This window comes from Kitasatospora sp. NPDC032121 (genome assembly GCF_055580145.1).
Genome location: NZ_JBVILX010000003.1, coordinates 693,298 through 714,098, shown reverse-complemented (window position 1 = coordinate 714,098; position 20,801 = coordinate 693,298). Strand labels below are relative to the sequence as shown.

General features: G+C 73.7%; 17 protein-coding genes and 1 pseudogene. 9 read left to right on the top strand and 9 right to left on the bottom strand.

The genetic code is table 11. From position 1 onward, the window contains the following. The first annotated feature begins 73 nt into the window (after positions 1–73). Positions 74–1,585: an MFS transporter gene (locus ACZ5OX_RS13965; RefSeq protein ID WP_449810230.1), complete on the top strand. Its 1,512-nt coding sequence runs from the start codon at positions 74–76 to the stop codon at positions 1,583–1,585. Positions 1,586–1,784: 199 nt separating this feature from the next. Here the strand turns inward: ACZ5OX_RS13965 and ACZ5OX_RS13960 are convergent. Beyond that, positions 1,785–1,966, bottom strand: a pseudogene (locus tag ACZ5OX_RS13960) (IS982 family transposase); the annotation flags it as partial. 125 nt (positions 1,967–2,091) lie between these two features. Here ACZ5OX_RS13960 and ACZ5OX_RS13955 point away from each other — a divergent pair. The 4 genes from ACZ5OX_RS13955 (at position 2,092) to ACZ5OX_RS13940 (ending at position 7,622) form a co-directional block, all read left to right on the top strand. Continuing rightward, positions 2,092–5,004, top strand: a complete 2,913-nt coding sequence (locus ACZ5OX_RS13955; protein ID WP_465630104.1) for an AAA family ATPase — start codon at positions 2,092–2,094, stop codon at positions 5,002–5,004. An 84-nt stretch (positions 5,005–5,088) separates the two neighbouring features. After that, positions 5,089–5,646, top strand: a complete 558-nt coding sequence (locus ACZ5OX_RS13950) for a flavin reductase family protein (protein WP_465630103.1) — start codon at positions 5,089–5,091, stop codon at positions 5,644–5,646. 39 nt (positions 5,647–5,685) lie between these two features. After that, positions 5,686–6,480, top strand: coding sequence for an AfsR/SARP family transcriptional regulator (locus ACZ5OX_RS13945; RefSeq protein ID WP_465630102.1), 795 nt, complete (start codon positions 5,686–5,688; stop codon positions 6,478–6,480). A gap of 92 nt (positions 6,481–6,572) precedes the next feature. Next, entirely contained in the window at positions 6,573–7,622 is a 1,050-nt protein-coding gene (locus ACZ5OX_RS13940) for an LLM class flavin-dependent oxidoreductase (RefSeq protein ID WP_465630101.1), read from the top strand. On the opposite strand, the gene ACZ5OX_RS13935 is transcribed toward ACZ5OX_RS13940, so the two are convergent. From ACZ5OX_RS13935 to ACZ5OX_RS13905, 7 genes are all read right to left on the bottom strand, one after another. Further along, positions 7,565–8,623 (bottom strand): LLM class flavin-dependent oxidoreductase, encoded by a 1,059-nt coding sequence (locus tag ACZ5OX_RS13935; RefSeq protein WP_465630100.1) that lies wholly within the window; start codon positions 8,621–8,623, stop codon positions 7,565–7,567. The genes ACZ5OX_RS13940 and ACZ5OX_RS13935 overlap by 58 nt on opposite strands. Before the next feature lie 83 nt (positions 8,624–8,706). Beyond that, positions 8,707–10,329, bottom strand: a complete 1,623-nt coding sequence (locus tag ACZ5OX_RS13930; protein ID WP_465630099.1) for a dipeptide ABC transporter ATP-binding protein — start codon at positions 10,327–10,329, stop codon at positions 8,707–8,709. Beyond that, positions 10,326–11,204, bottom strand: a complete 879-nt coding sequence (locus ACZ5OX_RS13925) for an ABC transporter permease (RefSeq protein ID WP_465630098.1) — start codon at positions 11,202–11,204, stop codon at positions 10,326–10,328. The genes ACZ5OX_RS13930 and ACZ5OX_RS13925 overlap by 4 nt, the downstream gene beginning before the upstream one ends. After that, entirely contained in the window at positions 11,201–12,136 is a 936-nt protein-coding gene (locus ACZ5OX_RS13920) for an ABC transporter permease (protein ID WP_449793380.1), read from the bottom strand. The genes ACZ5OX_RS13925 and ACZ5OX_RS13920 overlap by 4 nt, the downstream gene beginning before the upstream one ends. A 4-nt stretch (positions 12,137–12,140) precedes the next feature. Then, positions 12,141–13,772, bottom strand: a complete 1,632-nt coding sequence (locus ACZ5OX_RS13915; RefSeq protein ID WP_465630097.1) for an ABC transporter substrate-binding protein — start codon at positions 13,770–13,772, stop codon at positions 12,141–12,143. Further along, the gene (locus ACZ5OX_RS13910; protein WP_392925169.1) at positions 13,769–13,996 is read right to left on the bottom strand and encodes a ferredoxin; all 228 of its coding nucleotides are present in this window, start codon (positions 13,994–13,996) and stop codon (positions 13,769–13,771) included. The genes ACZ5OX_RS13915 and ACZ5OX_RS13910 overlap by 4 nt, the downstream gene beginning before the upstream one ends. After that, on the bottom strand, positions 13,993–15,228 hold the full coding sequence (locus tag ACZ5OX_RS13905) for a cytochrome P450 (RefSeq protein WP_449793383.1): 1,236 nt from the start codon (positions 15,226–15,228) through the stop codon (positions 13,993–13,995). Before ACZ5OX_RS13905 ends, ACZ5OX_RS13910 begins: the two co-directional genes overlap by 4 nt. 165 nt (positions 15,229–15,393) lie before the next feature. Between ACZ5OX_RS13905 and ACZ5OX_RS13900 the strand changes: the two genes are divergently transcribed. From ACZ5OX_RS13900 to ACZ5OX_RS13885, 4 genes are read left to right on the top strand one after another with little or no spacing between them, the layout of a single operon-like run. Beyond that, positions 15,394–16,167, top strand: a complete 774-nt coding sequence (locus ACZ5OX_RS13900) for a 2-oxo acid dehydrogenase subunit E2 (RefSeq protein WP_449810236.1) — start codon at positions 15,394–15,396, stop codon at positions 16,165–16,167. Beyond that, positions 16,164–17,291, top strand: coding sequence for an alpha/beta hydrolase (locus tag ACZ5OX_RS13895; RefSeq protein ID WP_449810237.1), 1,128 nt, complete (start codon positions 16,164–16,166; stop codon positions 17,289–17,291). Before ACZ5OX_RS13900 ends, ACZ5OX_RS13895 begins: the two co-directional genes overlap by 4 nt. Positions 17,292–17,296: 5 nt before the next feature. Further along, on the top strand, positions 17,297–18,172 hold the full coding sequence (locus tag ACZ5OX_RS13890) for a TIGR03621 family F420-dependent LLM class oxidoreductase (RefSeq protein WP_465630096.1): 876 nt from the start codon (positions 17,297–17,299) through the stop codon (positions 18,170–18,172). Between the two features lie 4 nt (positions 18,173–18,176). Continuing rightward, positions 18,177–19,664 (top strand): FAD-dependent monooxygenase, encoded by a 1,488-nt coding sequence (locus ACZ5OX_RS13885; protein ID WP_465630095.1) that lies wholly within the window; start codon positions 18,177–18,179, stop codon positions 19,662–19,664. 67 nt (positions 19,665–19,731) lie between these two features. Here ACZ5OX_RS13885 and ACZ5OX_RS13880 read toward each other — a convergent pair whose 3' ends face one another. Then, positions 19,732–20,766, bottom strand: coding sequence for a 3-oxoacyl-ACP synthase III family protein (locus ACZ5OX_RS13880; RefSeq protein WP_449793388.1), 1,035 nt, complete (start codon positions 20,764–20,766; stop codon positions 19,732–19,734). Positions 20,767–20,801 lie beyond the last annotated feature (35 nt).

Here is a 20,801-nt window from a genome sequence, read left to right as displayed (position 1 = left end):
GGGACTCTCCCTGTATCTTCCCTGGAGGATACAGGGAGAGTCCCCGTTTAGGTTCTGAGGAGACAGCACACCCATGAGCGAACAGACTTCGGCGACCACTGCGGGCGCTCGCCCGACGGGCGCCGCGGGAGCAGGGACGAAGGAGAAGCGCCCGGGCGTGGTGCTCGTCCTCGTCCTGGCCCTCCAGACCATGCTCATCCTTGACGTCAACGTGGTGAACATCGCCCTTCCCGACCTCAAGGACGCACTCGGCTTCACCCCCACCGGCCTTTCCTGGGTGCTGAGTTCGTACCTGCTGACGTTCGGCGGCCTGCTGCTGCTGGGTGGCCGGGCCGGCGACATCCTGGGCCACCGCAAGGGCCTGCTGGTCGGTGTCACGGTGTTCACGGCGGCCTCCCTGCTCGGCGGCCTGTCCACCTCGGCCGGGATGCTGCTGGCCGCGCGGGCCGTCCAGGGCGTCGGCGCGGCGATCGCGGCACCGACCGTGCTCGCCCTGATCGCCACCCACTTCACCGAGGAGAAGGCCCGCGCCAAGGCACTCGGCGCCTACGCGGCGGTGTCCGGCTCGGGTGCGGCGATCGGCCTGATCGGCGGCGGCCTGCTCACCGACTGGCTCTCCTGGCGCTGGGTGCTGTTCATCAACGTGCCGATCGGCCTGGTGCTGCTGATCCTGGCCCCGATGTTCATCCACGAGACCGACCGCACGCCCGGCTCCTTCGACCTCGGCGGCGCGCTCAGCTCCACCCTCGGCATGACCGCGCTGGTGTACGGCTTCATCCGCGCCGCCGAGCAGGGCTGGGGCGACGGTCTGACGATCGGTTCGTTCGTGGCGGCGATCGTCCTGCTGGCGCTGTTCATCGTGGTCGAGAACAAGGCCAAGCAGCCGATCACCCCGCTGCGGCTGTTCGCCGACCGCAACCGCGCCATCGGCTACCTCGCCCTGCTGTTCGTGATGGCGGCGGGCAACTCGATGTTCTTCTTCCTCACCCAGTTCCTGCAGGAGGTCAGCGGCTTCAGCCCGATCAAGGCGGGCCTGGCGTTCGTCCCGCTGGCGCTGCTGATCCTCGGCTCCTCCAGTGTGGCCGCCAAGCAGCTGCCGCGCTTCGGCGCCCGGGTGCTGACGGCCGTCGGCGCCGCCGCCATCAGCGTCTCGCTGATCTGGTTCGCCCAGATCACGCCGTCCTCCTCCTACCTGTCCGCGCTGCTCGGCCCGATGGTCGTCGCCGGACTCGGCATGGGCGTCCTGCTGGTCGGCGTCACCACGATCCTGATGTCCGGCATCAAGCCGGAGGAGACCGGCGCCGCGTCGGGCCTGCTGAACGTGATGCAGCAGATCGGCGGTGCGCTGGGCCTCGCGGTGATGGTGACCGTCTTCGGCGCCGCGACCCGCGGCGCCGAGGCCCCGGCGGGCCTGGACACCAAGGGCGCGGCCGACTACGTCCTGACCGAGGGCGTCACGGCGGCCTTCAGCTGGGGCGCCGGGTTCACCGCGCTGACCATCCTGCTGACCCTGGTCATGCGGCGGATGACGGCCGGCGGCGACACCCAGCAGCAGAACGAGCAGCCCGTGCACGCGGGCCTCTGACTCTCGGGCGATCGTCCGAGAACATCCGCCGGGCGCGGCTGCCCCCGTCCGCACCCGGCACCGGCCCCGGTCGGCAACAGCCGACCGGGGCCTCGCCGCTCCCGAGCGCCGGCTGCGGGTGATCAACCTGAGAGACAGTCATTTAGTAGACTGACCGACTAGATGATTGATGCGAAAGGTCAGTGATCGTAGGCGGAGGACGGGGTCCGGAGGTGAAGCCGAGCAGGGCCTGCAGCACTGCGAGGATGACCGGCCCGGCGTAGCTCAGCCGGGCGCGATGCCGAGCCCGGGACACCGCGACGCTAGATATGACGATTCGATCAACAGATCGTCTGTCTTCGCATAGAGTGCAGTGCCGAGGGAGTCCGGATCAGGCGTCACAACCGATCCTTGGACTCCCTCGCTTCATGTCCTGCGTGCCGCGAGCCCTTGGTGTCGATCATCCAGTGCGGAGTGTCATCGGTAAGCGATCATGCGTATTCCACCGGGGGAAAGGTCAATTCGCTGTGGTGAATGTGCTGCCGGTCACGGACAACCCTGAACGCATCTCCTCCGTCCGCTGTGACGAGTCGCTCGAACTACTGCGCGCGGTGGACCGACTGGCGGGCGGCCAGGGCGGTGTGATCGAACTGATCGGTTGCCCCGGTTCCGGGAAGAGCAGACTGCTCGGCCCCATGACCGCGGCGGCCAGATCCCGTGGCATCACCGTCCTCGACGGTCGCTGCTCCCCCACCGAACGGCAGTACCCGCTGGCCGTCTTCACCCGGGCCCTGGCGGGCGTGATGACCCCGGAGAGGCTGGCCGAACTCTCTCCCGGACACGCCTCGCTGCTGCGCGCGGCGCTCTGCGCCCAACTCGGCCCCGACGCCCGGCGACCGGAGCCCCTCGGCGTCTCCCAGGCCGTACGCGCCCTGCTGGAACGCTCCGCCCGCGACGGCGGCGGGCTGCTCCTGGTCCTCGACGACTTCCACTGGGCCGATCCGCAGTCCCTCGAACTCGCCGACCACCTCGTCCGGTTGACCGCCCCCGCGCCCGTCCTGCTGGTCATCGTCCACCGGCCGCGACAGGCCCACGCCCCGCTCCTGGGCACCCTGGCCCAGGGCGTCGAGTCGGGACAGGTGGAACGGATCGAACTCGGTGCGCTCACCCTCTGCCAGGCCGCCTCGCTGCTCGGCGTACCGACCGACACCGGCTGGCTGCCCGCCGTCTACCACGAGAGCCAGGGCAACCCCCTCTGCCTGCTCGTACTCGGCGAGACCGCGCCGCTCAGCCCGCTGCTGGGCACCAGGCTGCTCACCGGACGGCTGGCCCCGCTGGCCGCCGAACTCGCCCTGCTCGACCCCGCCGAGCGGCTGGTCGCCGAGTCCGGCGCCGTCCTCGGCGACCGCTTCAGCTGGGAGGAGCTGTCCGCCGTCTCCGAGCTGCCCGCCCCCGAACTCACCACCATCGTCACCGAACTGATCGACGTCGACGTCCTGCGCCCGCTGCGCGGCTCCACCTCGCTGCTCACCTTCCGGCACACCGTGCTGCGCCGGATGCTGCACGACCAGGCCGACCACTGCTGGCGCGCCCGCGCGCACCGCCGGGCGCTCACCGTGCTCAGCCGCCGGACCACCTCCGCCGCCGAGCGCGCCATCCACATCGAGCTGTCCGCCAGCAGCTTCACCCGCGAGGACCTGGAGATCCTGGCGAAGGCCGGCGAGGAGGCCGTCCCGTCCTCCCCCGTGGACGCCGCCCGCTGGCTGCTGCTGGCCCTCAAGGGGCTGCCCCCCAACGGTGACTCACCGGGACGGCTGCTGGGCCTGATCCCCCCACTCGCCAAGGCGCTGCGGGCCGCCGAGTACGGCTGCAAGAACGACACCCTGCAGCACCTGCTGACCCAGGGCACCCCTCTGCAGCCCACCGAGTCCTACCGCTCCGCGGTGCGGCTGTGCGCGCTCGTCGACTGCCTGCACGGGCGCTACGAGGCGGCCGACGCCCTGCTGGCCGGTGAACTGACCGCCCTCACCGCCAGCAAGGTCCCCAACGGCGACCTGCTGGCCCGCTTCACCGTCTACCGGGGCATCGTCGCCCTGCTGGGCCAGCACCGGAACCTGCCGCGACTGGCCGCCGAGGCGCTGCTGCTGGCCCGGACCGACGGGCATCCCACCACCCTCGCGGGCGCACTGGTGCTGCACGCGCTGGCCGAACTGGGCGAGGGCCGCACCAAGTCCTGCCTGGCCTCGTACGACGCCGCCGTCCGGCAGATGGACGAGCTGCCGACCGCCGAGGCCTACCTGCACACCGAGTTCCTCGCCCTGCTCGGCTGGTGCGCCTTCGCGCTCGGCCGCCCGCGCGAGGCGGAGTCCTTCTACGAGCGGGGCGTGGAGCTGACGTCGGACTGCTCGCACAACGCGATGCTGCCGGTCCTGCTGAGCGGCCTGGCGGAGACCCAGCTGGTCCAGGGCCGGCCGGCCAGCGCGCGCCGCTCCGCGGCCCGGGCGGCGGACCTCGCGGGCTACCTGAACGCCGACCAGCTGCGCACCCACGCGCTCGCCCAGGAGGCGCTGTGCGTCACCTACGCCGAACCGCCGGGCAGCAGCCGGGCCTCGGCGCTGGCCGAGGAGGCGCTGCGGGCGCTGCGGCCCGGGCCGGGCAGCTGGTACGGCTCCGCGGTGCTGACGCTGGCCGAGACGATGCTGATGCAGGGCAGCCCCGAGCGGTGCCTGAGCCTGCTGGTCGAGCTGAACTCCCCCGCGGTCACGGGGCTGTCCGTGATGAACCGGGCCCGCTACCACGAGCTGCTGACCCGGGCGGCGACCGCCGCCGGGGTCGAGGGCGGCGCCCACTGGGCCGAGACGGCGGAGCGCACCGCGCGGCTGTTCGGGACACCGCACACCTCCGCGTACGCGGCGATGGCCAGAGGCCACTTCCTGCTGCGGGAGGACCGGGCCGGGGAGGCCGTCGCCGCGTACCGGGAGGCGGAGCGACTCTTCGACGGCTCCCACCTGCGGCTGCCGCAGCTGACCGCGCGGCTGCGCACGGCCCGGGCACTGGCCGCCGCCGGCCGCCCGGACCGGGCCCGGGCGCTGTCGGAGCGGATGAACGCGATGGCCGAGCAGTGGGGGGTGCTGCTGTACGCCCGGACGAGCCCGGACCACACCTTCGAGGGCACCCTGGACCGCGGCTGCCACGCGCTGATGCCGACGCCCGCCCCGCCGGCCGCGGACGACCTGGCCCTGCTGACCCAGCGGGAGCTGGAAGTGGCCCGGCTGGCCGGCACCGGCCAGCGCACCCGGGAGATCGCCGAGGCGCTCCAGGTGAGCCCGCGCACGGTGGAGGTCCACCTCTCCCGGATCTACCGGAAACTGGAGGTCGGCTCGCGGGCCGAGCTGGCCAGGCTGATGGCCGTACGTATTTCCCCTGATGCCGTTAAGTGATCCCTCTGAAAACATGAGGACAACGCGCCGGGCGGGGCATTCAGCCCCGCCCGCCTCAATGAGCACTTCACGGGGGCGAATGATATGGGTCAAAGTCAGGTTTCCGGTCTTCATGTCTGGCAGGCTTCCGGGAGTTGTTCGCCCACGGGCCTCGCGGACGGCGAGCCCATCGCCGCCGACGCCTTCCGCCGGGTATTCCGACGCCATCCGGCCGGTGTGGCCGTCATCACGGTTTCCGACGGCGCGAAGCCGGTCGGCTTCACCGCCACCTCACTGGCGTCCCTGTCCTCCACGCCCCCGCTGATCTCCTTCGGCATCGGCCGCACCGCTTCCTCCTGGGCGGCCGTGTGCACGGCCGAGCACCTCGCGGTGCACCTGCTCGCCGAGGACCAGCAGGAGCTCGCGACCACCTTCGCCCGCAGCGGCATCGACCGCTTCGCGCCGCCCACCGCCTGGCGCCCGGGCCCCTACGGGGTGCCGCTGCTGGAGGACGTGCCCGCCGCGCTGGTGTGCCGCAAGGTGTACGACCTGCCCGCCGGCGACCACACCCTGGTGATCGGTCAGCCGGTGCACGCGGTCGAGGGCGGCACAGCGCGGCCCCTGGTCTATCTCGACGGGCGATACGGCTCAGTGTCGCGCTGAGCCCATCGGTCACGCGAATCCCCCCACGAAGGACAGACAATGCGATTCGAGATTCTGGGCAGCCTGCGAATGACCGACGGCGAGAACGTCTTCGGCATCAGCGCACCCAAGGTGGAGTCCCTGCTCGCCGCCCTGCTGGTGCGCGCGGACGACGTGGTGTCCACCGACCAGCTGTGCCACGAGATCTGGGGCGACGCACTGCCCCGCCGCGGCACGGCGACGCTGCACGTCTACATATCGCAGCTGCGCAAGCTGCTGAAGCGGCCGGGGACGGCGGCCACGCCGATCGTCACCCGCCACCCCGGCTACGTGCTCCGGCTCGACGGCCACAGCCTGGACTCGGACGACTTCCAGCGGCTGGTGCGGCTGGGCCGGTCCGCGATCAGGGACGGCCGGTACGCGGAGGCCTCCACCCACTGCGACCAGGCCCTGTCCCTGTGGCGCGGCAGGGCGCTGGGCGAGTTGCGCGGTGGCGCGATCGTCGACGAGTTCGCCACCTGGGCCGAGGAGGCCCGACTGGAGTGCATCGAGATGCGCAACGAGGCGGATCTGATGCTGGGCCGGCACCGGGAACTGGTGGGCCCGCTGTACACGCTGGTGAAGAAGCACCCCCTGATCGAGGCCTTCCACCGGCAACTGATGCTGGCGCTCTACCGCTCGGACCGCCGGGCCGACGCGCTCCAGGTGTTCCACCGGGTGCGGTCGGTGCTGGACCGCGAGCTGGGCATCGCGCCCTGCCGCCAGCTGCACCAGCTGCACGACCAGATCCTGCTGGACAGCGGCCGGGGCGAGGTGCGGCGGCCGATCACCCTGCGGGCGCCGGCAGCCGCCTGAACCCGTCCCGGACCGAGGGCTCCCTCCCCTCTCAACTGTAGGACGGACAGCTGGCGTTGAAAAGTGGGGACAGTCCCCATATTCTGTTCGCCATGACCTCCGATTTGGGAATCAAGCTCTCGGTCCTGGACACCGCCCCCGTCTGGCAGGGGTCGACGGCCTCGACCTCGCTGCGCAACTCCGTGCGCCTCGCGCAGGCCGTGGAACGGCTCGGCTACCACCGCTTCTGGCTGGCCGAGCACCACAACATGCCGTCGCTCTCGACCTCCTCGCCCGCCATCCTGGCCGGGCAGATCGCCGCCGCGACCACCCGCCTGCGGGTCGGCGCCGGCGGCGTCATGCTGCCCAACCACCCGCCACTGGTGGTGGCCGAGCAGTTCGGCACCCTCGCCGCCCTCAACCCCGACCGGATCGACCTCGGCCTCGGCCGGGCCCCCGGCACCGACCCGATCACCGCCCGCGCCCTGCGCCGCCAGGCCGGCCCGCTGGGCGCGGGCGACTTCCCCGCCCAGGTCCACGAGCTGCTGAACCACTTCGCCCCGCCCGGCGGCGCCCCGGCCGCGGCGGCCAGGCCCGGCCAGGTCACCGCCGTCCCGGCCGCCGAACTGTCGGTGCCGGTCTGGCTGCTCGGCTCCAGCGGCTACAGCGCCCAGCTCGCCGCGAGCCTGGGCCTGCCCTTCGCCTACGCCCACCACTTCTCGCCGCACGGCTCGGTGGCCGCGCTCCAGGCCTACCGCGCCGAGTTCCGCCCCTCGCAGTACCTCAGCGAGCCGTACTCGATGGTCGCCGTCTTCGGCGCGGTGGCCGAGGACGACCGCAGGGGCGAGCTGCTCAGCACGCCCCTGCGGATGATCACCGCCCAGTCGCTGCGCGGGATGAACCCGCTCTTCCCTCCGGTCGAGGAGGCCTCCTCCTTCGTCTGCGGGCCCCAGGAGCGCCTGGTGGTGGACCAGATGTTCGACGCCCAGATCTTCGGCGGGCCGGAGACCGTACGGCAGAAGGTCACCGAGTTCGTCCGGGCGACCGCCGTCGACGAGCTCATGGTGCTCTCCGTGGTCCAGGACCACGAGGAGCGGGTGCGCTCCTACGAGCTGCTGGCCGAGCTGGCCGGGCTCAAGCCGGACGAGTCCGTGGCCGGCTGAGCCGCCTCGGCCAGCAGCTCGAACGACCGGATCCGCGCCTGCAGGCCGAACACCGGTGTCGCCGCCAGGAGTTCGTCGAAGCCGACCTCGGCCCGGAACTCCGCGAGGCGGCGCCGGACGGTCTGCGGACCGCCGACCACCTGGGTGGCGAAGTGACCCTCCAGATAATCCTGCTGAGCTGACGTCAGGCTGTACCGCGCCGCCTGCTCCGGGGTGCGGAACAGGGTCAGCGGGTTGATCCGCCCCTCCACGTGGGCGACCCGGATCGGACCGGCGTGCCACTGCGCCTCCTCGTCCGAGTCCGCGGCCACCACCTGCGAGGACACCGCCACGTACGGCTGCGCCAGCCGTTCCGAGGGCTGGAACTCCGCCCGGTAGCGGGCCACCGAGGCCGCCGTCCCGGCCGGGTTGAGGTGGTGCGCGAAGGCGTACGGCAGCCCCAGGCGGGCCGCCAGCGAGGCGCTGGACTCGCTGGTGCCCAGCAGCCAGACCGGCACCGGGCGCTGCGGCGGCGGGGAGACCGCCACCGCGGGGCGCTCACCGTCCCCGGACGGGGTCAAGTAGTCGATCAGCTCGACGAGTTGCTCCCCGAAGGCGCCGGCGTGGGCCGGGTCCCCGGTGCGGCGCAGCGCCCGGGCGGTGGCCGGCTCCCCGCCCGGCGCCCGGCCGACCCCGAGGTCGATCCGGTCCGGGTGGAACACGTCGAGGGTGGCGAACTGCTCCGCCACCACCAGCGGCGTGTGGTTGGGCAGCATCACGCCGCCCGAGCCCACGCGCAGGGTGGAGGTGACGGCGGCCAGCTGCCCGATCAGCACCGGCGGGGTGGAGGTGCCGAAGGCGGGCATGTTGTGGTGCTCGGCCAGCCAGTACCGGCGGTAGCCGAGGCGCTCCACGGCGGGCGCCAGCTCCAGGAGTTGGTGCAGCGAGTCGGCCGCCGGGACGCCGTACCAGACGGGCACGGTGTCCAGGACGGACAGGATCGGACCGGCAGTGTCGTTCATGTGCGGCTCTCCATCGTCGTTCGGGTGGTGCGTTCCGGTGGTCAGCGGTGGGGCGCCCGGGGTCGGTCCTCGGGCGCGGGCCGTCAGGGGCGGATCGGGTCCAGCGGCGGGATCGCCTCCAGCAGGTGGGCGGTCCACGGGTCCCTCGGGGCGGTGAAGACCTCCTGGGTGGCCCCGGTCTCGACGATGCGGCCCGCCCGCATCACCGCGACCCGGTCACTCATCCGTCGCACCACCGCGAGGTCGTGGGAGATGAACAGCAGCGCCACCCCGAGGCGGCGCTGGGCCTCGGCGAACACGTCCAGCACCTGGGCCTGGACGGAGACGTCCAGCGCCGAGACCGGTTCGTCGCAGACGATCACCTCCGGTTCGGGGGCGATCGCCCGGGCGATCGCGACCCGCTGGCGCTGGCCGCCGGACAGCTGCCGGGGCCGGCGCTCCAGCAGGCCCTCGTCCAGCCCCACCAGCGCGAGCAGTTCGGCGATCCGCGCCCGGTGGCGGCGGGCGGCCCGGCGGCCGGGGGCGCCCAGGGCCTCGGCGACGATGCGCTCCACCGTCCAGCGCGGGTCGAAGGACGACAGCGGGTCCTGCTGCACCAGCTGGATCCGCCCGCGCAGCGCCGCGCGGGCCGCCTCGCCGCGCCCGGACCACGGCTGCCCGAGCAGGGTCACCTGTCCGGCGTCCGGTTCCAGCAGGCCGAGCACCGTCTGGCCGAGCGTGGTCTTGCCCGAGCCGGACTCGCCGAGGATGCCGAGGGTCTCGCCCTCGCGCAGTTCCAGCGAGACCCCGTCCAGCGCGCTGACCGTGCCGGCCCGGCGGCCGCCGGTCGCGGGGTAGGCCTTGGTCAGCCCCTCGGCGCGCAGCACCACCCGCTCGCCGACCCGTGCCGTCGCCTCGGCCGGGCGGCAGCCGGTGGGCACCGCGTCGAGCAGCATCCGGGTGTACGGGTGCCGGGGCGCGGCCAGCAGCTCCCCGGTGGGCCCGGTCTCGACGATCCGGCCGGCGCGCATCACCGCGATCCGGTCGGCCAGCCTGGCCACCGCGGCGAGGTCGTGACTGATCAGCAGGACCGCCATGCCGGTGGCCCGGCGCTCGGCGAGCAGGTCGAGGATCTGCGCCCGTACGGAGGGGTCGAGGGCGGTGGTCGGTTCGTCGGCGATCAGCACCCGCGGTGCGGCGGCGATCCCGGCGGCGATCAGGGCCCGCTGGCGCTGGCCGCCGGACAGCTGGTGCGGGAACTGCCGGGCCCGCAGCTCGGGTTCGGGCACGGTCACCTCCCGCAGCAGTTCCACGGCGCGCTGCGGGCGGTCCCGGCGGGTGCCGATGCCGTGGACGGCGAGCGGCTCGGCGACCTCGTCGCCGACCCGGCGCAGCGGGTCGAGGGACACCAGGGCGTCCTGGGAGACCAGTCCGATCCCGGCGCCGCGCAGTCGCCGCCACTCGCGGGCGCCGAGGGCGCGCAGGTCCTGTCCGTCGTAGTCGAGGCGGCGCGCGGTGACGCTCGCCCCGGGGCCGGTCAGTCCGACCAGGGCGCGGGCGGTGAGGGTCTTTCCGGAGCCGGACTCGCCGACCAGGGCGAGGCACTCGCCGGGCCGCAGGTCGAGGTCCACGCCGTGGACGACGTCGGTGCGCCGGCGGCCGCGGCCGAAGGAGATCCTCAGGTCCTCGACGGCGAGCAGCGGGGCGGTTCGGTCGGGTGCGGTCACGGCCGTCCCTTTCCGTCCAGTCGCCGCTGGAGGTCCCGGCCGACGACCGTCACGGCGACGACCGTGAGGGTGATGGCGAGTCCGGGGAAGACGGCGACGGACCAGGCGGTGTCGAGGTGGTCGCGGCCCTCGGAGAGCATGCTGCCCCACTCGGGCGCGGGCGGCTTCGGGCCGAGCCCGAGGAAGCTGAGCGTGGAGCCCGCGATGATCGCGCTGCCGGTGTTGACGGTGGCCAGGACCAGCAGCGGCGGCAGGGCGTTGGGCAGGACGTGCCGCAGCAGGATGTCCGCGCGGCCGCGGCCCATGACCACGGCCGCCCGTACGTAGTCGCCGGCGCGCACGGCGAGTGCCTGGCCGCGGGCCAGGCGCAGGAAGCCGGGCAGCAGCGAGGCGCCGATGGCCAGGGTGGCGTTGGCGCTGCCGGGGCCGAGCAGGGCGACCACGATGAGGGAGAGCATCAGGCCGGGGAAGGCCATCAGGACGTCGGTGAGGCGGGACAGCACCCGGTCGACGGCGCGGCCGGCGGTGGCGGCGAGCACACCGAGCAGCGCCCCGCCGACCAGGGCGAGGGCGGTGGCGCCGAGGCCGATCAGCAGTGAGGCGCCGGCGCCGTGCACGATCCGGCTGAACAGGTCGCGGCCGAGCTGGTCGGTGCCCAGCCAGTGGGGCCGGCTTGGTCCGGAGAGCGCGTCGGCGGGGTCGATGGCCTGCGGGTCCTGCCCGGCGAGCAGGTCGGGGGCCAGGGCGGCGAGCAGCACCAGCACGAGCAGGGCCCAGGCGAGCGCCGTCCCGGCCCCGGTGCGGGGCAGGCGTGCGAGCGGGCGGCGACGGGTGACGGGCGCCGCGGCCCCGACCGGCAGTCGGTTGGTGGTCATCCGGTGCTCCTCTCGGCGATCCGGGGGTCGATCACCCGGTACAGCACGTCGACGGCCACGTTGATCAGCGCGAAGACCGTCGCGGACAGCAGCACGACCCCGGTGACCACCGGCAGGTCGCGGCCCTGGACGGCGGTGGCGGTGAGCTGGCCGAGCCCCTGGCGGCTGAACACGGTCTCGACCACGACCGCACCGCCGAACAGGGCCCCGGCGGCCCAGCCCGCGAGGGTGACCAGCGGGATCAGGCCGTGGCGCAGCGCGTGCCGCAGCCGGACCGCGAGTTCGGCGCCGCCCCGGGCGCGGGCGGTGAGGACGAAGGGCTGGTCGAGGACGCGTTCGAGCTCCTCGCGGAGCACCTGGGTGAACACCCCGGCCATGCCCACGGCGAGCGTGACGGCGGGCAGCACCAGGCCGGAGATGCCGCCTCCGCCCATCGCGGGGAACCAGCGCAGCCGGTAGGACAACAGGGCCAGCAGTACCGCTCCGATCCCGAAGGCGGGGCTGGAGGCGGCGAACAGCTCCAGCGCGGAGCTCAACCGCCGGGCCCGCGGCCGGTCGGCGGTGAGCACGGCGGTGGCGAGGGCGAGCAGCAGTGCCAGCACGAAGGCGGCGAGGGCGAGTTGGAGGGTCGGCCAGAGCTGGCTGCCGATCACCTGGCCCACCGGCTGCTGGAGCTGGTAGGACTCGCCGAGGTCGCCGGTGAGCAGGCGGCCCATGAAGCGCCCGTACTGCACCACCAGTGGCTGGTCGAGGGCGAGTTCGCGGCGCACCTGGGCGACGAGTTCGGGGGTCGGGTTGGTGGAGCCGAGCACGCTGCGGACCGGGTCGCCGGGCAGCAGCCGGAACGCGAAGAACACGGCGTGAGCGGCGCCGAGGACGACCAGCGCGGCCAGGACGAGGCGGCGCAGCAGCCAGCGCAGCGGGGCGGTCACGGGGTCATCCCTCCAGCCGGGCGTCGTAGAAGCGCGGGTACGCCTGGGCGTCGAAGGTGACGCCGCGCACCCGGTCGGCGGCGCCGACCAGGGTGGTGGGGGCGTAGACGGGCAGGGCGTAGGCCTGCTGCTGGATCCGGAGCTGGGCCTGGCCGTCGAGGGCGTCGCGCCGGGCCCGGTCGGAGGTGGCGGAGGCTTCCCGGAGCCAGGCGTCGAGTTCGGGGTCGGAGACGCCGAAGGCGTTGGACCCGCCCTTGTCCGCGGTCTGGTCGGAGGCGAAGTAGGTGCGCATGACGTCGGGGTCGGCGCGGTTCCAGCTGAAGGCGAGGATGTCGGCGTCGCGGGAGAGCGCCTTCTTCAGGTAGGTGCCGGGTTCGTGGGCGGTGAGGCGGATCTCGATGCCGGCCCGGCGGGCGTCGGCCTGGATGCCCTGGGCGAGCAGGACGCGCTGGTCGCGCATCAGGCTGGTCATGTACGGCCACTCGATGCTCAGGCGCCTGCCGTCGCGGGTGCGGTAGCCGGCGTCGTCGCGTCCGGTCCAGCCGGCCGCGTCGAGCAGGGCGGCGGCCCGTCCGGGGTCGTACGGGGTGGCGCCCTCGACGGCGGGGTTGTAGCCGGGGGTGGCCGGGGACAGGACGCCCCAGGCCCGTTGGTGGCGGCCGGAGTAGAGGGCGCGCACCAGGTCGTCGTAGCGGACGGCGTACTGGAGGGCCTGGCGGACCCGTAGGTCGTCCAGCGGCGCGCGGCGCGGGTTGAGCAGCAGCAGGTAGGGCGCGCCGGGCTGCGGGGCCTGGAGGAAGCGGAAGCCGTCGGCGTGCGCGAGTCGGCTGATGCTGCCGGGCGGGATGGCGGCGGCGATGTCGACCTGGCCGGAACTCAGCGCGCCGAAGCGGGAGGCGGCTTCGGGGACGAACTCCACGGTGAGTCCCTCGGCCCGGGCGGGGCCGGTGCGGCCGGCGTCCTCGGGGGCCCACTGGTAGGCGGGGTTGCGGTCGAGGACGATCCGGCGGTTGCGGGCCCAGTCGGTGAACACGAACGGGCCGCTGCCGACCGGGTGCCCGCAGGTGCGGCCCTGGTCGGCGCGCAGCGCGGTGGGCGACTGGATGCCGAAGACGGCGGTGGACAGCAGCTGGAGCAGTGGCGGGTACGGCCTGGTCAGGGCGATCCGCGCGGTGTACGGGTCGACCACGGTGGTGTCCCGGTACATGGAGATCAGCCCGGCCGCGTACTGGGACTTGGTCTCCGGGGCGACGGTGTGGTCCAGGGTGGCCTTGACGGCGTCGGCGGTGAGTGGGGTGCCGTCGTGGAAGCGGACGTCCTCGCGCAGCCGGAAGGTGTACTCCAGGCCGTCGTCGGAGACCTGCCAGGAGGTGGCGAGCCAGGGCCGGAGCCGGCCGTCGGCGTCGGTGGACACCAGCGAGTCGAAGATGTTCCGGTCGATCACGGCGGTGATGTCGTACGGGCTGACCTGCGGGTCGAGGCAGTCCGGCTGGGAGTCGACGGCGTAGACGATCCGCCCGCCCCCGGCACCGGAGCGGGCTCCGGTGCCGGGGGCGCAGGCGGTGGCGGCGGCGACGAGCAGGGCCAGGAGGGCGGCCGGACGGGCGCGTCGGGCGCGGCCGGGGTGGCGTCTCATGCCGGGTCGGCCTCCGTCTCCTCCTCCTGCAGGGTGATCGCGGCGGCCGGACAGAGCCGGGCGGCCTGGTCGAGCCGGTCGCGGTCGGCGGCGGGGGCGGTGCCGTCGGTGAGCAGGGCGACGATGCCGTCCTCGTCCTGGTCGAACACCTCGGGGACGGTGAGCACGCACTGGCCCGCTCCGACGCAGCGCTTGGGGTCGGCGACGATCCGCACGGCGCTCACCAGGCCACGGGGAGTTCGTAGATGCCCTGGACGCCGCTCTGCGCGGGCTTGATCTCGACCTGCTCGGGCGGCACCGCCAGCCGTAGCCCCGGGATCCGGGTGAACAGCGTGGTGAGCGCGCTCTCCATCTCGGCCCTGGCCAGGTTCTGGCCGATGCACTGGTGGACGCCGAAGCCGAAGCCGAGGTGGTGGCGGGCGCCGCGGGTCAGGTCGAGCTCGTCGGGGCGCTCGAAGGCCGCCGGGTCGCGGTTGATCTCGGCGGTGGAGAGCATCACGCTGTCGCCCGCGCGCAGGGTGACGCCGCCGACGGTGATGTCCTCGGCGGCGATGCGCATGGCGACGTCGCCGATCGACAGGTAGCGCAGCAGTTCCTCGACGGCGAGCGCGCCGCCGGCCGGGTCGGCGCGGAAGGCGGCCAGCTGCTCGGGGTTCTGCAACAGGGTGAAGGTGCTGAGCGTGATCATGCTGGCGGTGGTCTCGTGACCGGCCATCAGCAGGATGATGCCGAGCCGGATGACGTCGTCGCGCGAGAGCGTTCCGTCGGCGAGGTCGCGGGAGACCAGGGTGTCCAGCAGGCCGTCGCCGGGCACCTTCTCCTTCTCCTTGCGCTCCACCAGGGAGGTCAGGTAGCCGCGCAGGTTCATCAGGGCCTCGGTGGCCTGCTCCTCGGAGACCTGGGGGGAGACCAGTGCCGCCGACTGCGCCTCGAAGTAGTCGTGGTCCTCGTAGGGCACGCCGAGGATGCCGCAGATGGTGTACGAGGACAGCGGCAGCGCCAGCGCGCTGAGGATGTCGGCCGGCGGCCCCTGCTCCAGGATCGCGTCGACGAGTTCGACCGAGCGGCGCTGGATCGCCTCGCCGAGCTCGCGGGTGCGGCGCACCGAGAACGAGGAGATCAGCCGCCGCCGGTAGGAGGCGTGCTCCTCGCCGTCCATGCCGACCAGGATGGTCGCCTTCTGGATGGCCTTGCGCCGGGGGCTGGGCGAGGGGAAGTCCGGGCGGCTCCAGTCGGAGGACAGCCGCGGGTCGATCAGCAGGGCACGGGCCTCCGTGTGGCCGAGCACCACCCAGGTCGGCCGGCCGTCGTACAGCCTGGCCCGCACCACCGGGCCCTCGGTGCGGCGCAGTTCGCGGTAGCCCGGCGGCGGCTGGTACGGGCAGTGCCGCTGCTGCGGGAAGTCGGGCAGCGACGCGGGGTCGTCGGTGAGACTCACAGTGGTGGGGTGGGACATGTCCGGAAAACTCCTGCGAGCGGCGGCGTACGGGGGTCCCGGCCAGGCTGTGCCGGTGGGCTTTCGGGCCTCTAAAGCAGGTCTTGCGCCCGCTCGTCGGCGGTGTCCCGCGGTCTTTAGAGCGCGCTAAGGGGCCCTTAGGCCCGACTGCCGACATTGGCGCCCATGCAGATATCGGCCATCGCACGCGAACGGCGCCACACGCTCCTGTTCCTCGACGAGATCCGCCCGTTCTCACCGGTGCACCTGGACACCGAGGTCGACATGTCGGGGGTGCTCGCCCACCGGGAGGAGCACCGTGACGTGCGTCGGCTGTCGGTGGTCACCTACGTGCTGCACGCGGCCGCCCGGGTGCTGGCCGCGCACCCGGAGGCGAACGCGGCGATCCGGGGGCGGCTGCGGCCCCGGGTGGCCCGCTACGGCGAGGTGGCCGGGAAGGTGACGCTGGACAAGCGGATCGGCGGGCGCCGGGTGGTCGTCTCGGCGGTGCTTCCCGACCTCCAGCGGGCCGAACTACCCGACATCCAGTACCAGTTGGAGCGCTACCGGGACGGCGATCCGGTGTCGATGCCGGAGTTCGCGCCGATGCTGCTGCTGCAGCGGCTGCCGGGCCCGATCGCCCGCGCCGCCTACCGCCGGGCGGTGCGCTCGCTGGTGCGTCACCCCCGCTTCTTCGGGACCTTCGCGGTCACCTCGCTCGGCCACCGCGCGGTGGACGGCTTCCACTCGGTGGGCGGCACCACGCTCACCTTCGGGATCGGCCGCATCACCGACCGCGCCGTGGTCCGGGACGGCGAGGTGACCGGCGCCCCGGTGATGCGGCTCAACCTCACCTTCGACCACCGGGTGATCGACGGCGCGGAGGCCGCCGACATCCTCACCGAGGTCAAGGACCTGCTGGAGGGCTACTGCGCCGAGAAGGAGAAGGAGACGGCATGAACGACGTCACCGAGCTGAGGCGGTTCGTGGAGGTCCACGCCCGGATCCTCGGCATCCCGCAGGACGCGTCGCGCCGGGTGCTGGGCCGGATCGGGCACGACCTGGACGGCGAGCCCGGCTCCTGGGCCCGGGAGTGGACGGCCGCCGGCACCGTCGAGGAGCGCGCCGGGCGGGAGCTGTCGGCCGGCCGGTACTTCAACATCGCCCGCTTCCCGTACGTGGACGGCCCGGCGCGGGCCGAGGCCCAGGAGCTGACGGTCGCCTCCTTCGACCGCTGGCGGCTCGGGCAGCGGGCCGGCATCCAACGGCTGGACCTGGAGCTGTCCGGTGGCCGGGTGCGGTGCTGGGCGGCCGGGCTCGACCCGGCGGGCTCGGGCGAGCTGCCCCCGCTGCTGCTGTTCAGCGGCGGCATCGTCAGCGTCAAGGAGCAGTTCGGCCCGATCCTGGCCCGGGCCGCCCGGCTGGGCGTGGCCGCCGTGGCCACCGAGATGCCCGGCGTCGGCGAGAACACCTGGCGCTACACGGCCGACAGCCACCGGATGGTCAGCGAGCTGCTGGACGCCCTGGAGGGGCGCGCCGACGTCTCCCGCAGCTACGCGGTGATGATGAGCTTCAGTGGCCATCTCGCCCTGCGCGCCGCCCTGGAGGACAAGCGCGTGCGCGGGATCGTCACCGCCGGCGCCCCGGTCCGCGACTTCTTCGCCGATCCCGACTGGCGGCCGCGGATCCCCCGGGTCACCGTCGACACCCTGGCCCACCTCACCGGCCGGGAGCCGGGATCGGTCCTCGGGCACATCTCCGACTGGGGCCTGAGCGAAGCGGAACTGGCCCGCCTGGACGTGCCGTTGGCGTACATCGCGAGCGAGCGCGACGAGATCATCCCGCCCGGCGACCGGCTGCTGCTGGAACGTCACGTGCGCGGACTGCGGCTGCTGGCCCACGACGACGTGCACGGCTCCCCCGGTCACGTCGCCGAGTCCCGGCTGTGGAGCCTGCGCTCGGCCCTGGAGATGATCGGCGGCCACGGCCCGCAGCGGGCGGTGCTCGGCGCGGCCCTGGCCCTGCTGCGCGGCCGCGGGCGGATGCCGGGCCGGGGCGGTTCCCGGCCCGGCGAGGGCGGGTGAACGCCGTGGCCGCCGACCGCCCGCTGCGCTTCCTGGTGTCGGCGATCGACCCGGAGGCGGACTGGCCGGGCATCGCCGCCGAGGCCGAGCGGCTGGACTACGACCTGCTCGCCACCACCGACCACCTCGGCATGACCGCGCCGTTCCCCTCCCTGGTGGCCGCCGCCGCGGCCACCACCCGGCTGCGGGTGGCCACCTACCTGGTCAACACCGCGCTGTGGGACCCGGAGGTCCTGGCCCGGGAGATCGCAGGGACGGACCGGATCACCGGCGGGCGCCTGGAGGTGGGCCTGCACTCCGGGCAGACCGCCAGCACCCGGACCGCCCACCTGGACGCGACGCAGAAGCTCGCCCGTCTCACGGACACCGTCGAGACGCTCCAGCGGCTGCTGCCCGACCCCGGCCACCGTCCCCGGCCGCTCCAGCACCCCCGGCCACCGTTGCTCCTCGGCGCCGACGACCCGGCCGAGCTCGAACTCGCCGCCCGCCACGCCGACACCGTCTGCTTCATCGGCGCCTCGCTGCCGCCCGGCGGCGGCTTCGTCCTGCACTCCCCCGAGGAGTTCGCGCGGCGGGTGGCGACCGTACGGGAGCGGGCGGCGCAGCTGGGCCGGGACCCGGAGCTGAACGTCGGCGTCAAGCGGGTCGTCGTCACCGGCGACCGGCGCGCGGCCGCCGAGGCGCTGCGGGAGTCCGGCTTCGCCGCCCATCTGTCGACGGCCGAACTCCTGGAGCTGCCCACGCTGCTGATCGGCACCCACCGGCAGATCGCCGGGCAGGTCCGCGCGCACCGCGAGCGGTACGGGCTGACCTCCTACGCGCTCCTCGCCACGGCCCTGCACGACTTCGCCCCCGTGATCCCCCTGCTGCGGAAAGGATGACCCCGTGACCGCCACTGCCGCCCCTGACCATCCCGAGAGCGCCGCGGACCCCGTCGTCGTGGTGGGCGCCGGCCCCACCGGGCTGATGCTGGCCTGCGAGCTCGCCCTGGCGAAGGTGCGCACCGTGGTCCTCGACCGCCGCACCGAACCCGCCGAACACGCCCCCGGACAGGCCGTCAACGCGGCCGTGATGCAACTGCTCGACCAGCGCGGCCTCGGCGACCGGCTGCGCGGGCAGGGCATACCGCTCCCGGGCGCCCACTTCTCGCTGATCTGGCTGCACCCCGAGTTGCTGGACCCGCAGCCCGTCCGAGGCCTGCTGGTCCCGCAGAACCGGCTGGAGGCGCTGTTGGAGCAGCGCGCCCGCGAGCTCGGGGTCGAACTGCGGCGCGGCCAGGAACTGACCGGGCTGGACACCGGCACCGGGGACGGCCCGGTGACGCTGCGGCTGCGCGGCGCGGACGGCCGGGAGGGCGAACTCACCGCCTCCTACCTGGTCGGTGCCGACGGCACGCAGAGCGCGGTGCGGCGCCTCGCCGGCATCCCCTTCCCCGGCAGCGGGTGGACCGTCGCGGGCAGCGTCGGCGACGTCGAGGTCGACTTCGCCCAGCTGGCCCCCAACCACCTGGGCGCGCACTACGTGGACTCCGGCGGGGTCTACTCGGGCGCCCCCGCGGGCCCCGACCTGCTGCGGGTGATCACCACCGGTCTCGGCCCGGCCGCCGGCTCCGACGGCCCGGTCGGGCTTCCCGAACTCCAGTCCGACATCAAGGAGTTGACCGGGCGGGAGCTGCCCGCGCGCGGACTGCGCTGGGCCGAGCGGTTCACCAGTGTGAGCGGCAACGCCGAACGCTACCGCCACGGCCGGGTGCTGCTGGCCGGCGACGCCGCCCACTCCTTCTTCCCGCTCGGCGGGCTGCGGCTGAGCACCTGCCTCCAGGACGCCGTCAACCTCGGCTGGAAGCTGGCCGCCCAGGTCAACGGATGGGCGCCGCCCGGGCTGCTGGACAGCTACCACGACGAACGGCACCCGGAGGGCGAACGCGCCAGGGCCGCCCTGGACGCCCAGCTCGCCCTGATGGAGCCGCCCGGGCGCACCGCCGGGGTGCGCGCGCTGGTGACGCGGCTGGCCGGATTCGAGGACGTCAACCGCCACCTGGTCGAACTGGTCACCGGCGTCGACGTGCGCTACGCCGTCACCGTGCCGGGCGCGGACGACGGGCAGGACACCCACCCGCTGATCGGGCGGCGGATCCCCGACCCCGCTCCGCTGCCCCACGACGGCAGGGGCCTCCTGCTGGTGCCCGAGGGCGCGGACGGGCTCCCGCTCACCGACCTCGCGGCCGGCTGGGCCGACCGGGTGGCCACCGCCGTCGCGCCGGACGGGGTCTCCGCCCCGGCGCTGGTGCGCCCCGACGGCCACGTGGTGTGGACGACGGGCGCGGGCGAGCCGGCGGCGGCCCTGGCGCGGTGGTTCGGCGAGCCGCGCTGAGCGGGCCGGGACGCGAAGGAGCGGCGCGGACCGAGGGGTCCGCGCCGCTCCTTCGTCGTCGTCCCCGTCACACCACCTCGAGGACGAACCCGGCCTTGAGCCACTTGCTGGACTCCACCGACACCCCCAGCACCCGGTCGCCCTCGGCCAGTTGCGGCAGCGTCCGCTCCAGCTGGAAGAACGGCATGGCGTTGCCGGTGTTGGCGATGCGGTCGACCAGGCTGACCTCCTCCGCCGTCGGCATCCCCAGGGACTCCACGATCCGCTGGGTCATCCGCCCCGACAGCTGCGGCGGCAGCAGGTAGTCGACGTCGGTCGGCTCCCAGCCGAGGTCGCCGAGCAGTTCCTCCGCGATCTCCCGCGACATCACGGGCACGGACTGCTCGATCGCCTTGTAGTCCTCCTTGATGTACGCGCGGTCCGTCGCGTCGCGGTCCAGGGCGCCGGTCCACTCCACGATCTGGCCCGGCGCCCGGTCGAGGCCGGTCAGCCGGTTGAGCACCCGCCGGATCACCGGGGTGCCCGGCGCGGGCTCGGTGCTCAGCACGGCCGCCCCCGCGCCGTCGCCGAACAGCACGAAGTTCACCAGCTCCGCGGAGTCCAGCTTCGCAAGGTCGACACCGGGGTCGTAGTGCCGGGAGCACAGCTCGCCGCCGATCACCAGCGCGGTCCGCTCCTCGCCCGCGAGCAGGAGTTTGCGGCCCACCTCCAGGGCCTGGAACGCGCCCGCGCAGCCGGACTGGAGCTGGTAGGTCGGCACGCCGTTGATGCCGAGCCGGTCCGCCACCAGGTTGACCGTGGCGGGCATCAGCTGGTCCGGAGTCGCGGTGCCGAGAACGAGCAGGTCGACGTCGTCCGGGCCGAGGCCGGCCGCGTCCAGGGCCCGCGCGGCGGCTTCGGTGCTCAGGTCCGCGAGCGAGGAGCGCAGCTTTCCGGTGGCCAGGTCGACCGAGAGGTGGCGGGCGCGGGTACCGACGAACGCGTCGACCCACTGCTCCCACACGGGGTCCATGCCGAAGTGGCGGGCCAGGCCCGCGTTGTCCAGCGGATCGCCGGGCAGCGCGGTGCCGGCCGACAGGATGTGAACGTCCGAGGCTTCCATGCCGGTCACCCTCGACCGCCCGGCTAAAGGCCCCC

Coding starts and splice junctions, on each gene's coding strand:
- ACZ5OX_RS13895 (WP_449810237.1), top strand. CDS start 16,164: ATGAACGACGTCACCGAGCTGAGGCGGTTCGTGGAGGTCCACGCCCGG.
- ACZ5OX_RS13950 (WP_465630103.1), top strand. CDS start 5,089: ATGGGTCAAAGTCAGGTTTCCGGTCTTCATGTCTGGCAGGCTTCCGGG.
- ACZ5OX_RS13915 (WP_465630097.1), bottom strand. CDS start 13,772: ATGAGACGCCACCCCGGCCGCGCCCGACGCGCCCGTCCGGCCGCCCTC.
- ACZ5OX_RS13945 (WP_465630102.1), top strand. CDS start 5,686: ATGCGATTCGAGATTCTGGGCAGCCTGCGAATGACCGACGGCGAGAAC.
- ACZ5OX_RS13935 (WP_465630100.1), bottom strand. CDS start 8,623: ATGAACGACACTGCCGGTCCGATCCTGTCCGTCCTGGACACCGTGCCC.
- ACZ5OX_RS13925 (WP_465630098.1), bottom strand. CDS start 11,204: ATGACCACCAACCGACTGCCGGTCGGGGCCGCGGCGCCCGTCACCCGT.
- ACZ5OX_RS13905 (WP_449793383.1), bottom strand. CDS start 15,228: ATGTCCCACCCCACCACTGTGAGTCTCACCGACGACCCCGCGTCGCTG.
- ACZ5OX_RS13940 (WP_465630101.1), top strand. CDS start 6,573: ATGACCTCCGATTTGGGAATCAAGCTCTCGGTCCTGGACACCGCCCCC.
- ACZ5OX_RS13880 (WP_449793388.1), bottom strand. CDS start 20,766: ATGGAAGCCTCGGACGTTCACATCCTGTCGGCCGGCACCGCGCTGCCC.
- ACZ5OX_RS13965 (WP_449810230.1), top strand. CDS start 74: ATGAGCGAACAGACTTCGGCGACCACTGCGGGCGCTCGCCCGACGGGC.
- ACZ5OX_RS13900 (WP_449810236.1), top strand. CDS start 15,394: ATGCAGATATCGGCCATCGCACGCGAACGGCGCCACACGCTCCTGTTC.